Annotated in this window: 12 protein-coding genes; 3 read left to right on the top strand and 9 right to left on the bottom strand. The window is 40.2% G+C overall.

Going from position 1 to position 14,649, the window contains the following annotated elements:
• Window positions 1-64: 64 nt before the first annotated feature.
• Window positions 65-844 (top strand): TSUP family transporter, encoded by a 780-nt coding sequence (locus tag ACFOUV_RS07010; protein WP_379496071.1) that lies wholly within the window; start codon window positions 65-67, stop codon window positions 842-844.
• A gap of 107 nt (window positions 845-951) precedes the next feature.
• Here the strand turns inward: ACFOUV_RS07010 and ACFOUV_RS07015 are convergent, their stop codons facing one another.
• From ACFOUV_RS07015 to ACFOUV_RS07035, 5 genes are all read right to left on the bottom strand, one after another.
• Entirely contained in the window at window positions 952-1,779 is an 828-nt protein-coding gene (locus ACFOUV_RS07015; protein WP_379496072.1) for a mechanosensitive ion channel family protein, read from the bottom strand.
• 125 nt (window positions 1,780-1,904) lie between these two features.
• On the bottom strand, window positions 1,905-2,885 hold the full coding sequence (locus tag ACFOUV_RS07020; protein WP_379496073.1) for a Gfo/Idh/MocA family protein: 981 nt from the start codon (window positions 2,883-2,885) through the stop codon (window positions 1,905-1,907).
• Window positions 2,886-3,123: 238 nt separating this feature from the next.
• Entirely contained in the window at window positions 3,124-4,269 is a 1,146-nt protein-coding gene (locus ACFOUV_RS07025; protein ID WP_379496074.1) for a glycerate kinase, read from the bottom strand.
• Window positions 4,270-4,361: 92 nt separating this feature from the next.
• A complete protein-coding gene (locus ACFOUV_RS07030; RefSeq protein WP_379496075.1) occupies window positions 4,362-5,462 on the bottom strand; it encodes a CdaR family transcriptional regulator in 1,101 nt (366 codons plus the stop codon).
• 156 nt (window positions 5,463-5,618) lie between these two features.
• The gene (locus tag ACFOUV_RS07035; RefSeq protein ID WP_379496076.1) at window positions 5,619-6,743 is read right to left on the bottom strand and encodes a M20 peptidase aminoacylase family protein; all 1,125 of its coding nucleotides are present in this window, start codon (window positions 6,741-6,743) and stop codon (window positions 5,619-5,621) included.
• Window positions 6,744-7,580: 837 nt separating this feature from the next.
• Between ACFOUV_RS07035 and menC the strand changes: the two genes are divergently transcribed.
• Complete coding sequence (menC, locus tag ACFOUV_RS07040; protein ID WP_379496077.1) at window positions 7,581-8,687, top strand: o-succinylbenzoate synthase; 1,107 nt, start codon at window positions 7,581-7,583, stop codon at window positions 8,685-8,687.
• Between the two features lie 95 nt (window positions 8,688-8,782).
• On the opposite strand, the gene ACFOUV_RS07045 is transcribed toward menC, so the two are convergent.
• From ACFOUV_RS07045 to ACFOUV_RS07060, 4 genes are read right to left on the bottom strand one after another with little or no spacing between them, the layout of a single operon-like run.
• Window positions 8,783-9,994 (bottom strand): M20 metallopeptidase family protein, encoded by a 1,212-nt coding sequence (locus ACFOUV_RS07045; protein WP_379496078.1) that lies wholly within the window; start codon window positions 9,992-9,994, stop codon window positions 8,783-8,785.
• A gap of 6 nt (window positions 9,995-10,000) precedes the next feature.
• Window positions 10,001-11,212: a cystathionine gamma-synthase family protein gene (locus ACFOUV_RS07050; RefSeq protein WP_379496079.1), complete on the bottom strand. Its 1,212-nt coding sequence runs from the start codon at window positions 11,210-11,212 to the stop codon at window positions 10,001-10,003.
• Window positions 11,213-11,227: 15 nt separating this feature from the next.
• The gene (locus tag ACFOUV_RS07055; protein ID WP_379496080.1) at window positions 11,228-12,199 is read right to left on the bottom strand and encodes a cyclodeaminase; all 972 of its coding nucleotides are present in this window, start codon (window positions 12,197-12,199) and stop codon (window positions 11,228-11,230) included.
• A complete protein-coding gene (locus tag ACFOUV_RS07060; RefSeq protein WP_379496081.1) occupies window positions 12,186-13,400 on the bottom strand; it encodes a M24 family metallopeptidase in 1,215 nt (404 codons plus the stop codon). Before ACFOUV_RS07060 ends, ACFOUV_RS07055 begins: the two co-directional genes overlap by 14 nt.
• A 232-nt stretch (window positions 13,401-13,632) precedes the next feature.
• Between ACFOUV_RS07060 and eutB the strand changes: the two genes are divergently transcribed.
• The gene (gene eutB, locus ACFOUV_RS07065; RefSeq protein ID WP_379496082.1) at window positions 13,633-14,634 is read left to right on the top strand and encodes a hydroxyectoine utilization dehydratase EutB; all 1,002 of its coding nucleotides are present in this window, start codon (window positions 13,633-13,635) and stop codon (window positions 14,632-14,634) included.
• The last annotated feature ends 15 nt before the right edge of the window (window positions 14,635-14,649 follow it).

A 14,649-nucleotide genomic window follows, 5' to 3' on the forward strand; every position in this document is an offset into this window, starting at 1 on the left:
ACAGGCACCGATTAATGGTATAGTTAATGTGGTAAATTTTTATTTGTGTTAGTTGGAGATGATTATGATATTTATTTTATACTTTTTAATCGGTATTACTGCTTCATTGTTGGGTGCTATGGCTGGATTAGGCGGCGGAATCATTATAAAACCTGTGCTTGATTTATTTGGTCATTATGACTTGGCAACAATTGGCGTTTTATCAGCTGCTACTGTTTTATCAATGGCTACCGTATCCTTAATTGAAGTAAGAAACATGGATGCTAAGATTGATAAGACGATTGGATTGCTTATTGCGATAGGGTCGATCATAGGAGGCTTTTTGGGAAAAGGTCTATTTAATTTTTTAGTTATTGAAATCAGTGCAACGAATGTAATTGGCATGCTTCAATCTGGGTTATTAGCCATCATTTTAATTATCATTTTTATATACATGAGATATAAAGGACTGATAAAAGCCTACCACCTGCATAACAAAGGTATTATATTGGCGGTTGGGATTCTATTAGGTGCAATTTCCTCCTTTTTGGGCATTGGAGGCGGACCACTAAATGTCGCTGTCCTCTATTTGCTTTTTTCGATGAATGCGAAGAATGCAGTTGTAAATTCCACATTTATCATATTCTTTTCACAGCTGTCTGCACTCGTCTTATTAGCATTTACGACAGGGTTTGCGACTTATGACTTATCGATGATCGGTTACATGATTGTTGGCGGTATAATCGGTGGCTTTATCGGTAGTAATCTCGTAAGGAAACTTTCCAATAAACGGATTGAAATGATATTTAATGTAACGATTCTTATGATTATTTTAATCAACGTATATAATTTATTTATGTATTAACAGCAAGATGTAAAAAAAGATCTCAGCTATGATTTAAAACTGAGATCTTTTTTATGTTCGAGCAATTGATAAATTCGACAAAATTCGGGGAGTGACAGGCACCAAAACTATTTCTGTAAGATGACTTGGTGCGGGTATGGGATTTCGATGTTTTGTTGGTCGAATATTTCTTTGATCCGTTTTTTCATATCACGTTCGCATTCCCATTGCAACCCATTTTCGGTTTGGCCAACGACACGGAGAACAACATCGGAAGAACCTAAGCTTTGCACACCGATGGCATTTGGCCCATCCTTAAATCGTTCATCCAGCTGGAATTCTGCGCAAATATTTTCCAAAACTTTAATTGCCTGGTCAATATCCATATTGTAACTGATGCCAATATCCACGAGAGCGCGCATATTACCACGCGAGTGATTCGCCACCCCTTCTATATAGCGGTTTGGCACATAATTTAACGTTCCATCAAAGCTTCTTATTTTAGTTGTGCGCAAGCCGATTTCTTCGACGATACCGTCATAGCCAGCGGTCGTAATATAGTCATCCACTTCGATTTGGCGTTCCAATAGTACAAAAAATCCGGTTACAATATCACTGACAAGCCCTTGTGCACCAAATGCAATTGCAAGTCCAACCACCCCAGCCCCAGCGATAATCGGACCAATTTCAATTCCTAATGTTGTTAAGAGCATGACAATTAATATAAAAATCATCACATATGAAAATAAATTAACTAATAGTTTTTCCAGCGTTTTCATTCGCCCAGGTGACGTTTTCTGCCTGGAGGATGCCTTGTTTAATGCTCTTTCAATGAGTTTCTTACCTATTGGGACAATAATTGCATACAAAATAAGTAATAATATGATTTGTCCGATAACCGGTATTACCGCTTCAAGTATTTCCCCGACATCAATTGTATATCCAAAAATATCCAAAGTCCCTCTCCTTCCACTAATCCATGTGTTTATCGTAGCGGAAATTAAAAAAGAGTTCAATGAATAGAACGATATATCGACATTGTTTGACAAAATCCGGGGAGTGACAGGCACCGATTTGGCACCTATTCGTCAGCGGGGTATATGATTCCGGCATCTTTTCGTGCTGCTTCGAGAACTTCAACAACCGTCTTCGTATATTCCAATAAATCATAGCATCGCTCAAAGTCTTTTGCTTGATGAATCTTCTGGATTTCAGCCACTTCATAATAGAGACGGTTCGATTTCGTCTGCGCGTTCAACCTTACTTCCCGGTCGCCAATTGTAACATTAACCTCCTGACAGCCGTTTGCGCCATTTACGACATTCAAATAGCCTTTTTCACCCTGGATCATTGCAAAATTCATACTCTGTGTATCCTTAGCACCAACACATTCAGCAATAAAGTCGGGATACTTCATAACTGCAACACCTGAGGTATCAATCCCATTTTCATGCTTATTTGCTGTATAACTCACTGATTCCGGAGCGCCGAAAAGGTTCATCACAAAATGCAAATTATAAATGTTGATATCCGCTAACGCACCGCCGGAGAATTTAAGGTTAAAAACATTCGGTGTTTCACCATTCATCAATTTTTCGTATCTACTGGAAAACTGACTGTAATTACATTGAATTAACTTAATTGGGCCAAGACTACCAATATACTCCCGGATTAATCGATAATTTGGCATATGTATCGTTGAAATGGCTTCAAAAATCATTAACTGCTTTTCTCTCGCCAGCTCAATTAACTGCTCCGCTTCTTTTGCAGTTGAAGTAAATGGCTTTTCAACGATCACATTTTTCCCATGTCGAAGCGCAAGGTATGCCTGTTCAAAATGCAAACTGTTCGGTGATGCGATATAAACAAAATCAATCGCCGTATTTTCCATCATTTCATTCATATCGGTGTAAATCGCCGAGATGTCGAATTTATCCGCTAATGCCTCAGCCGTCTCCTCTTTTCTGGAATAGACCGCCACACATTGCATCCCATTAACTTCTTCTACAGCTGACAAAAATAACTCTACAATACTACCCGTACCAATCGTTGCTATATTCAATTGAATCACTCCTCCATAACTCTCACGATGTAAATTTCTCCCCCATTATAACAGAGGAAGCACGGGGACGGTTCTTTTGCTTCCTGGTGCCTGTCACTTCCCGGTTTTTGTCAGATATTGTTGAAAAATATCACTTTTCTTTTGTAATTTATCAGCTTACCAAAGTGAAATAGCATTTAATACTCCAAAGATCATAAACTCTATAATTTCGTGAAGTATTTAAATTACAACAATACACTTATCGTTTAGTTAAATTTCTCTTAGCAATTGAGGATGCAAAATGAATAACTTGTTTTGTTTGTTCATATAACAAGCTCTCTGCTTGTGCCATGCATTCCTCAAGTGATAAGGGTTTATTTATAATAGAAAAACATCCGGAGAATCTTTCTCTTAAAATATTCAAGTCTCCAGAAAGGCTTCCAGACACCAGAACTACCGGTACCTCATATTTCTTTGCTAACATTGCAACATGGCCTGGTGCTTTACCGTATAATGTCTGTTCATCACTTTGACCTTCTCCTGTGATGACAATATCTGCATTTTTAATCGCCTCTTCCAAACGCATCGTCGTCGCCAGTAATTTTGCCCCTGAGACAAGATCTGCTCCAATAGCAAGTAATGCAAATCCAACTCCACCTGCAGCCCCTGCACCAGGAAAGTCTTTTAATGATTTTTTTGTTGCTTTTTCTATTAAACTTCCATATGCATCAAGGCTTTTATTATATTCATATACTTGAGACTTACTTGCTCCTTTTTGGGGGCCATATACGACACTGGCTCCTTCACTTCCACAAAGCGGATTATTCACATCGCATGCTACTTTAATGTCAGTAGCTGAAATTCTTACATCTAAATCTGCAAAACTAACTTTCTTAACCCGATGCAAATCCGCACCAAAACCTTTCAACTTATTGCCTTTTTCATCCCATGCCTGCATTCCTAAAGCCAACAGCATTCCTAAACCACCATCATTGGTAGCGCTTCCACCTAAACCAATAATAATAGAAGTACACCCCTTATTCAGCGCATCCCGTATAACTTCTCCGAGACCGTAAGTGGTTGTATAGTCAGGATTTCTTTTGTCTGCTGGAACCTGAACAAGACCTGAAATAGCTGCCAACTCAATTACTGCCTGCTTGGAATCCAAAATAGCGTAGGAAGTAGTAATTTTTTCTCCCAAAGGTCCCGTACAGTCGATGGAAATCCTTTCTCCTTTAATAGAGGATAACATCGCATCAATCGTACCCTCTCCGCCATCGGCCATCGGTTTCAGCATAACTGCATGGGTATTATTAATATCTATAACAGCTTTTTTCATTGTCTCTGCTACCTTTGATGCTGTCAGACTTCCTTTGTATGAATCTGGTGCGATAATTATATTCATGCCTATCCCCTTTTCTATTTATTACCATTTAACTACACAATGATAACGTTTACAATTATGTAATTATCTGAAGATATCTACTAATTGAACTACTATTTTTGTATATTTGCACAAAGTTGTCTATTCCTAATAATCTTTAAAATACATGCATCATGGAATTTCCTTGGTTCCAGACCAACTTTTTTATAAATTTGGTCGAGTCTGTAAATAAGTGTATTACGGTGAACATGCAAATCTTCTGCAGTTTTTTTGATAGAGAGATTCATATGCAGAAAGATATCGATGGTTTCGAGATAAATTTCGTCCAGTTTAATTAATGACTGTTCATACCCAGAACTAACAAGCTTGTACTCATTTTCGTCAATTGCCGCGATTAGTCTTTCCAATTTCCAATCCGCACTATTGGATATTCTCTGACCTCTCTCTGCAAAAGATAATGCCTGCTTTGCCAACATATAGGAATTACGTATCCCAGGAAGTCCAAAGCCTGTTTCGCCAATCCCTATTTGGGAATCCTTACCTATCATTCCCAATAGCATTTCACTAAAATATTCCACCCGATCGAAGCTTGCTGGAATCGTTATAATGATTTCATTTTCAAAAAAGGGCATGGTAAATAATGTATCCATTTTCATACTTTTAATTTCTCTTCTGATTATTTCCAACACATCATGCTCTATTTCCCCATATAGTACGATAACTCTCCAATCCGATCGGAAGTTAACCTGAAGCGAATAATCAGCTGCTTCTTCTAATTCCGCTTGATTAAAACTACTAGGGTGTAATAATTGCTGTAACCAATAACTCAACTGTCTTTCTTGAAAATATTCTTGTCTTTCTAAATGGAGCTGTTCCATGACAACTTCAACAGCTGTGAGAATAATTCCTGTAAATTTATACATTTCTTCCGGGTTACCACTGACACCTACGACACCCGATATTTTTTCATTATTTATTATTGGAAGATTGACACCTTGTTTTGTACCCGGATAATCCGTTAATAGCTGTTCATCAATAATCAATTCCTGTTTGGTATGTAATACTTCAACGGCACCTGCATGAATTTCCCCTATTCTACTCAAATCGGTACTTGCGACAATCTTTCCATCCTTGTCCATGATATTGATATCTATTTCCGTATATTTTAAAACTCGTTTAATAATTTCCTGGCCTAGATTGCTTGTGATTTGCAAGATTAACCCTCCATTAGTTTATAAAACCCTTCATTTCGACAAATTCAGACTATTTTCTATCATATTACCAAAAAAATGCAGGAAAGAGAATAGACTCAAGCTATTCCTTCCCTGCATTTCTATACTTTTATTTGAATTCCACAAAATATAGACTCCTCATATTTTATACGTATTTAACACAGCCTTATGTAAAATATCTACTCCATTTATCAATGCCTTCTCATTAAACGCCATTCTAGGGTGATGTAATCCTGGTTCGAGATCACAACCTAATCCTAACATTGTTGCTTTTAATGAAGGTTTTTTTATCGTATAAAAATGAAAATCATCTCCACCCGGCGTAATTAATGGCGGGTTCGTATTTTCCTTACCAATTGTTTCTTCAATTGATTGGCGCATAATGGAAATTGCTTCATCATTCGTTTCCGCAGCAGCAATCCCACCTACATTCGTAATATCAATATCTACATCATACAAATTACGAATCGATTCAAAAATACTATTGACCTTTTTCTCTAATTGGGCGATTAATTTATTATTTTGTGCTCTTAAATCAAGGGAAAAGGATGCATTCCCCGGGATGATATTTGTGTTTTTTCCACCAGCCTGGAATTTAGTCATTTTAACCGAATGTGGTACACGTGGATCGAGATGAATCTGGCTGATCATATTGACAATTTGCGCTCCAATTTCTATCGCATTGTGATTAAGATGAGGTCTCGCTCCATGGGCATCATCCCCCTTAATGTCAGCACTGTACATTTTCGAAGCACCGTGAACAATAACAGGGGTTGCTTGCCCCATTTTCGCTTCCTGTGAAGGCCTTACATGAACACCGAATAAATAATCCACATTATCTACAACCTGTTTCTCTACCATTTTCAAGGCACCTGTACCATTTTCCTCTGCAGGTTGAAAAATAAATTTCACGGCAATTTTTTCTGTTAACTCCGGATTTTGCCTAAGCTTCCATAATACACCTAAAACCATTGCCATATGTGCATCATGCCCACAAGAATGGTTTGCCTGATATTTGCCATCTACTTCCTGCCATAATGCATCCATATCTGCGCGAATTCCTACAACTGGTAATTTTTTATCAAAGTTTCCATACTCCCCAATTACACCTGTACAGTCATCAAAAATAGTTTCACGACAGCCACTTTCTTCCAATAGGCTCTTGATATACTTCGTCGTTTCAAACTCTTCCCAGCTGATTTCTGCATGATTATGTAAATAATGAAAGGTGTCTATCACTTTTTGTTCCATCGTATTTCCCATTATATTTCGCCATCCTTTATAAAGTATTTATATGTTGGTTGTATTTTCCCGCGGTCTTCTGTACGGTTAATTATCCGGGTTGGAAGCATTTCCCTTCTTTTTTTCACATAATTATTATTTTTCATGATTTCACCTTTTTGAATTATTTGTTTATTCACTATTGATTTGAAGTATAAACTTCATTATAATTTAGTGCAAATTAGATATAAGCAAAATGGCAAATCTGGCAATTCTGGTAATTACTGGTGTACCGTGGACGAAATGGATTAAATTTGCATTTCCATTAGTACTTATCTGGTATTTAATTGGTATCCTATTCTTGGTCTTTGCAGTTATGATGGATTGGGGACCAATTGTTATCTGCCTCGTAGTCGAGATAAAATGCGAAGTAACTGCTATCTCGACGTCCGGGATCGCTCTGGGCGGATGCTTTCCGCGGGCACGGCCTCAGCCTCCTCGAGAAACCCACTCTGCGGGGTCTTCGGATACGTGCTTTTCCCGCAGGAGTCACCGCCCGCCGCTCACCCGGACTGGTGAAGTTGTATGCTCTGTTAGCTATCCGCAAGTGTAGTAATTTCAAGGTAAGTCTAACTAGCTCTGGGAAATATACGGAGACTCCAACGGGAAGAGAGGCATAGGTGAGACCCTGAAATGCGTTAGCATGAAGGGGCTCACCAGCCGCCCGTGGAAAGCGAAGTATATTTCCCAGAGCGGTCGCCGAAGTTTCTACATACGTATAGAAATCAACCAGCAGTTACTTCGTAGTTTATAGAAAATACGACGGTTAAAAAAGCAGCAAAGTAGAAAGTGCCTAAAAAATAAAAGGAGCATACGAACATGAAATTAACAGAAATCAACCTCTATAAAGTTAATATGAAAATGAAAAACCCATTCACGACAAGCTTTGGGACCGAACATGACCGATTGTTTTTGTTAGTGGAAATTAAAAATGAAGAAGGCTTATCCGGATGGGGAGAATGCGTCACCTCTGAGCAGCCACTGTATATAGAAGAATTTACAGAGTCCAGCTGGATTATGCTTCATAAATTCCTTATTCCGCTTATTTTAAACAAGGAAATCAACCATCCCGATGAGTTACAGGAATTTTTCAAACACTACAAACGCAACAACCTAGCGAAGTCGGCCCTTGATGCTGCAGTTTGGGATTTATATGCGAAGTCCAAAGGGATAACATTAGCTGAGGCATTGGGTGGAGATAGTACTACGATTGAAGTCGGAATCAGTTTAGGAATTGAGGAGAATATCGATACCCTGCTTGAGAATATTAAGCAAAAAACAGAAGAAGGTTACAAGCGAATCAAAATTAAAATCAAACCTGGTAAAGATGTCGAAGTTGTTAAAGTCATTCGTGAACACTTTCCCGATATTCCGTTGATGGTAGATGCGAATTCCGCATATACACTGGATGATATCGATACATTGAAGCAATTGGACCAATTTAATTTAATGATGATTGAGCAACCATTAACTGCCGGTGACCTGATCGATCATGCGAAATTGCAAAAAGAATTGAAAACACCGATTTGTCTTGATGAAAGCATTCATTCCTATGATGATGCAAGAAAAGCAATCGAGCTTGGTAGTGGCAGAATTATAAATATGAAGATAGCCAGAGTTGGCGGATTAACGCAGGCGAAAAAAATTCACGACCTGTGTGAAAAGGCCGGTATTCCGATGTGGTGTGGTGGCATGCTTGAATCCGGAATTGGACGAGCACATAATATTGCTATCACTTCCCTTGCAAACTTTACCCTCCCAGGTGACACGGCATCATCTTCCAGATATTGGGACAAGGATATTATTGAACCAGAAGTTGTTGCCCAGCACGGCGTGTTACATTTACCAACGAAACCTGGTATTGGTTATGATGTGAATATAGATGAAGTTAGAAAACATACGATTGAAGTAAAGTCCTTTAACTAATTAAAAATGAAATAAATTTAGCCCCGCCTAATAGAAGGCGGGGCTTTTTAACGTCAGTTCGACATAATAGGACAAAATTCGGGGAGTGACAGGCACTATGTGTTTCCGGTTAGAAAGTTTAAGACCGTTTTTGTCATAATTGCCGCTCCAATTGATAAACAGCTTTCATCAATATCAAAAGTCGGTGTGTGCAGATCGCGTTTCACTCCATCCAGATACGCACAGCCAAGAAAGAACATTGCTCCAGGTACTGTATTTGCCATATGGGAAAAATCTTCCCCTGCCAATCCAAAAGGAATGTCATTTATCACAAGCATGGGATAGAGTTCCTGTATAGATTTTTTCAGAACAATGTTAACATCTTTATGATTAAATAATGCAGGCTCTCCCTTCGTTGTTTCGAAGGTATAAGCACCACCGAATGACTCGACAATTGAAAAAGCATTTTTTAAGCGGTGAATTAAAGCATCTCTCACTTCAGGAGTGTAACTTCGCATTGTGCCTTGTAAGAAAACTTCTGTCGGAATAATATTGCTTCTTGATCCTGCTTTTATCTCTCCGATACTAATGACCGCAGCTTCCAGCGGGGAAATATTTCTTGCCACAATTCCATGGATGGCTTGCAGCACAGGACCCAACATCCAAATTGGATCTGTTCCAAGATGCGGATATGCCCCGTGCCCTCCTGAACCTTTAATCGTCGCTTGAAAGACATCGACATTTGCCATGCTGTACCCATCATGAACACGTACATTCCCAACTTCATACTCCGGATCGACATGCAGGGCTAGCACAAAATCCACCCCATCCAATACTCCAGCTTCAATTAAATAAGGTGCACCGCTTTTTCCGAACGCATCCATATCTTCTTCGGCTGGCTGAAAGATAAATTTAACCGTCCCTTGCAAATCCAAAGATGTATTCCAGATTTCACCAAAAATTTTGGCGACCGCGATAACGATTGCTGTATGCGCGTCATGACCACAGGCATGCATTACACCTTCATTTTTGGAAGCAAAACCGTGTCCTGTTTCTTCCCGAATCGGAAGGGCGTCCATATCCGCACGAATAGCAATTGTCGGACCTTCACCACGTGATAACGTACCAATCACAGATGTTTCTGCACCCACACCCTTTTCAACTCGCATCCCTTGAATTGCTGTCAACTTTTCATATACAAAATTTGCGGTTTGATATTCCAAAAAACTCAGTTCTGGATTGGCATGAAGCTGTCTGCGCCAGCGGCTTATATTTGGTGTTACTTTTTGAACACGATCGCGTAGCTCTGGGTTATTCAAGCGACTCACCTTCTCTTAACTTCCAAGTGATACAGAACTTTTTTCCAAAATGGCAAATGCTTGCTCCAAATCTTGAATTAAATCTTCTGTATCTTCAATCCCTGCGGATAGCCGCACGAGCCCTTCTGGAATCCCCATTTTGGCTCTTTCTTCTGGTGTACACTCTATATGACTTGTCGTCCGTGCTGGTCCGTAAGTTGTTTCGACCGCCCCTAAATTGGCAGCACGATTTGCATAAGTTAGATTTGGAAGAAGAATCCTTACTGCATCCATCTCGCCTTTTAGCGAAAAACTGAGCATACCGCCAAACCCCTTCATTTGTTTCTTTGCAATATCATGATTAACATGTGTTTTTAAGCCCGGATAATAAACATCTTTAACGAGATCCTTTTTCTCTAAATACTTCGCAAGCTCCATCGCATTTTTTTCCTGCTGGATAACCCGCAATTTCAACGTCTTCATTCCTCGCAATAATAAATAGGCAGCCCATGGATCAAGTGTCGCACCATTAATTTCTCGGTAATGAAAGATCGGTTCAATTAATTCCTTTGACCCGCATACGACTCCACCAAGGGCATCGGCATGACCACCTAAAAATTTGGTTGCACTATGAAGAACAAGGTCTGCACCAAGTTCGAGCGGGTTCTGGTTAATCGGCGTTGCAAATGTATTATCAACGATGACAATCGCACCTGCTTCTTTCCCTTTTTTCGCCATCCGCTTAATATCCGTTATTTTCACGGTGGGATTTGTAGGGGTTTCCAAATAGAGTATTTTACACCCCTTCTCCACTTCCGCTTCAATTTTTTCATGATCACCAGTTTCACAGAGTGCAACATCCACATTTATATTCGGTAAAAATTCCGTGAAAATTTTATTGGTGCCTCCATACGTATCTTTAATAGAAACAACACGATCACCAGGCCTTAATATCGTATACAGTGTGTTACTGATTGCAGCCATGCCTGTTGAAAAGCTCGTCGCTGCTTCTGCCCCTTCTAATATACGAACCTTCTCTTCAAAAGCTTGCACCGTTGGATTCGTGTTTCTCCCATAAATATGGCCTTTCTTTTTACCTACTGCGACATCAAACCATTCATCCATATCGTCATAGTTATAAGCGACACTTACAATGACTGGAACTTGCGTTGCTCCATGTACGAGTACTTCCTCTTCCCCTGCCCAAACCGATTTCGTCCCGACAGTGCCATGGTTCTTCTTTGTCATGTAATCAGCCTCCCATTAAAGATTTGTTGTTTCCTGTAACTGCGCGTAAGCAAACCTTGCAATGACGGTATCCTGAACACCTGTACCCGTTAAATCACAAATCGTAATTTGCTTATCATTCCGGCGGCATTTTTTCATACCGGACGTGAGCTCACCCAATTCGATAAGGCGCGGATCCATAGGCGTCACAATCCCTTGTGCAATTGCGTGATGAAGTTCTCCAAGCCTAAAACACTGTGACTGCACATCACATACAATAACGTCCGCCTTCTGGAACACCTTAGCATCGAGTTCCTGCTTATGCTCTGTATCAGAACCCATCGCGGTAATATGAAGTCCTGGATGCAGCCATTCTTCCTTGATAAACGGTTCCGTAGCAGATGTAGTTGTCACAACAATCTCGCTCATCCTTATCACTTCCTCCACACTCTCCGCAATGATCACATTTTTCTCAAGTTTCTCGCGTATCTCCGCTGCATACTTTTCTGCGGACTCCCGCTTCCGACCATATACATAGATGACATCGAAATCTCTTACCTGTAAGAGTGCCTCCATTTGATAACGGGCCTGTGTACCGGTTCCAATCACGCCAACGCTTTTTACCTGTTCTTTAGCCAGATAGTCAGCCGCAACCGCCCCAGCTGCTGCCGTTCGTATATCGGTTAAATAGCCGTTATCCAGCAGAATCGCCTCCGCAAGACCCGTCTTGGAGCACAATAAGAGCATCATGCCACTTAAACTTGGCAAACCGAGTGATTGATTATTAAAAAAACCCGATGAAATTTTAACAGCAAACGTATCCAGTCCCTTTATATAAGCTGTTTTCACATCGATTTCCCCATGATGTTCGGGAATATCCATAGACATGATTGGCGGTAATGTTACGTTTCCTCTTGCTAATGCAGTGAACCCTTCCTCCACGATTTCAATAGCCTTTGGGTTCACATGGACAAACTTCCGGATCTGTCTTTCGTCAAATATTTTCATACATACCTCCCAGCTTAAAGATTTTCTCGGAAGGTTTGACAAACAGTTGTCTAGGAAAATTAGCAAAGACTTCACAACCCGTTTCCGTTATGCGAATCGATTCACTAATTTCAACGCCATACTGTGCAAGCCAGATTCCAGGAATCACATGGAATGTCATATTTGGCTGTAATACTGTTTTATCTCCCGGGCGTAAACTTACGGTATGTTCCCCCCAATCAGGCGGATAATTGAGTCCCATCGAATAGCCGATACGGGTATCTTTAATAAAGCCACTTTTGGCAATCGATTTGCTCCAAACTGCTTCAACCTCCTCTGCTGTCATTCCCGGTTTGATGGCGTCAATCGTCGCATTTAATCCTTCGATAACAACATCTGCCAAGTATGTGACCTTGGGATTTGTTTCCCCAATAAAAACGGTCCGGGATAGTGGTGAATGATATCGTTTATAACACCCAGCCAGTTCCAGGATGACGGGGTCTCCGGATTTATATGGTTCATCCGTCCATGTTAAGTGCGGGGTCCCTGTCTTTATGCCGGACGGGAGAAGTGGCATGATTGCAGGATAATCTCCACCGTAGCTGGCGGTGCCGCTTATTTGGGCATGCATGATAGCGGCAACAACATCACACTCCCTTACACCAACCTCAATGGCATCGATCCCTGTCTGCATCGCCTTTTCTACAATTTTGGTCGCATTTCGTATATATTCAATTTCCTTAGCTGATTTGATAATTCGAATATAATTCACCAGATTGGTAGCATCCTGGAAAGTTGCTTGTGTTAGTTCTGCTCTTAATCTGGTATAGCACTTGGCAGTGAAGTAATACGTATCCATTTCAATCCCAATCGTCGCATTTGCCTCACCGATTTCTTTTAAAATATTGGAGACAAAGTCCATGGGATGCTTTTCCGTTGAATGTACAAAGTCGTCCGGATAACCAATCAGATGGCTATCACCTAACCATGTAGTTGCCCGTGCCCCATTCAAATCCTGGCCCCGCCCAATCCAAAATGGCTCCTCTTCATCTATGAGTATCATTAACAGTTGGTGTACGTAGAAGGACCACCCATCATACCCTGTTAAATAATTCATGTTTGCCGGGTCAGTAATCAGCAGCACATCCAATCCTTTTTCCACCATTTTTTCTTTCGTCTTTCGAATGCGCTCCCTGTACTCCATATTTGCAAAAGCAGTCATCTTCCAAACCAACCCCCTTATATATGAGATTAACGAATAACTTATTAAATTGAATTATTACAATTATTTTACAACTTAAAATTCAAAAATACTATTCACCATTTTGTATGATTTTTATTAGACAATTTTATAGTGGCAATCTTTTCGGGTTGAATTTTTATATTTTTGTGGAATTTCAGATAATTATCTGTCAGAATACATCTCATAGGATGCATCGAAGGGAGATTTACTCATGGCAGGTCCATCAAAGGAAAAAAAGACACTTCAGATGACCGTACAAACTGTTTGGGAAGCCAGAAAGTCGATTCAATCTGTTGTTAAAAAAACGCCACTTATTCATTCGAAGAAACTTTCCGCACAATACGGGGCCACTATTTATTTAAAGTACGAGCATCTCCATGAGAGTAATGCCTTTAAAATGAGGGGTGCTGTCAACGCAATCAATCACTTAACTGCAGAAGAGAAAGCGCATGGTGTCACTACTTTTTCAACTGGAAACCATGGCCTTGCTGTTGCCCTAGCTGCCAAAAAAATGGGCATCCGCGCTTGTATTTGTGTGTCAAAACATGTCCCAACCGTAAAATTAGCTGCGATAAAAGAATTAGGGGCTGAACTGGAGATTTATGGAGAGGCACAGGATGATGCTGAACAACGCTGTTATCAACTGGAAAAAGAACAAGGCTTAGCGGTTATTCCACCGTTCGATCATCCACATGTCATCGCAGGTCAAGGAACGATCGCTCTTGAAATACTGGAAGATTTACCGCAAGTTGACTGTGTCATTGGTGGGTTATCAGGTGGAGGTCTTCTGTCCGGCATCGGTTTAGTGATGAAACAGACCAATCCGGACATTCGCGTCTTTGGGGTCTCTATGGAAAAAGGAGCTGCCATGCACGAGAGCTTACAAGCTGGAAAAACTGTATCTGTTACAGAGGAGTCCACATTAGCAGATAGTTTGCTAGGTGGAATCGGTTCTAATAATCGCTACACTTTCCAGATGACAAAAAACTATGTTGATAAATCTTTCCTTATCCCTGAACATTCGATTGCAAAAGGGATGGCCTACCTCTATAAAGAGCATCACATCATGGTAGAGGGTGCTGCAGCAATTGGTGTTGGTGCATTACTCGATGAATTATTACCGATTGATCGTCAGGAAAATATTGTTCTGATCATAAGCGGTTGTAATGTTGATGGCGTCTCCCATTTTAAAGCGATAGAATCCTATATTTAAACATATATATATGAA

Origin of the sequence: Oceanobacillus longus, assembly GCF_042650085.1 — a bacterium.
Taxonomy (GTDB): Bacteria; Bacillota; Bacilli; order Bacillales; family Amphibacillaceae; genus Oceanobacillus; species Oceanobacillus longus.

Coding starts and splice junctions, on each gene's coding strand:
- ACFOUV_RS07050 (WP_379496079.1), bottom strand. CDS start 11,212: ATGACAAAGAAGAACCATGGCACTGTCGGGACGAAATCGGTTTGGGCA.
- ACFOUV_RS07060 (WP_379496081.1), bottom strand. CDS start 13,400: ATGACTGCTTTTGCAAATATGGAGTACAGGGAGCGCATTCGAAAGACG.
- ACFOUV_RS07010 (WP_379496071.1), top strand. CDS start 65: ATGATATTTATTTTATACTTTTTAATCGGTATTACTGCTTCATTGTTG.
- menC (WP_379496077.1), top strand. CDS start 7,581: ATGAAATTAACAGAAATCAACCTCTATAAAGTTAATATGAAAATGAAA.
- ACFOUV_RS07025 (WP_379496074.1), bottom strand. CDS start 4,269: ATGAATATAATTATCGCACCAGATTCATACAAAGGAAGTCTGACAGCA.
- ACFOUV_RS07055 (WP_379496080.1), bottom strand. CDS start 12,199: ATGAAAATATTTGACGAAAGACAGATCCGGAAGTTTGTCCATGTGAAC.
- ACFOUV_RS07035 (WP_379496076.1), bottom strand. CDS start 6,743: ATGGGAAATACGATGGAACAAAAAGTGATAGACACCTTTCATTATTTA.
- eutB (WP_379496082.1), top strand. CDS start 13,633: ATGGCAGGTCCATCAAAGGAAAAAAAGACACTTCAGATGACCGTACAA.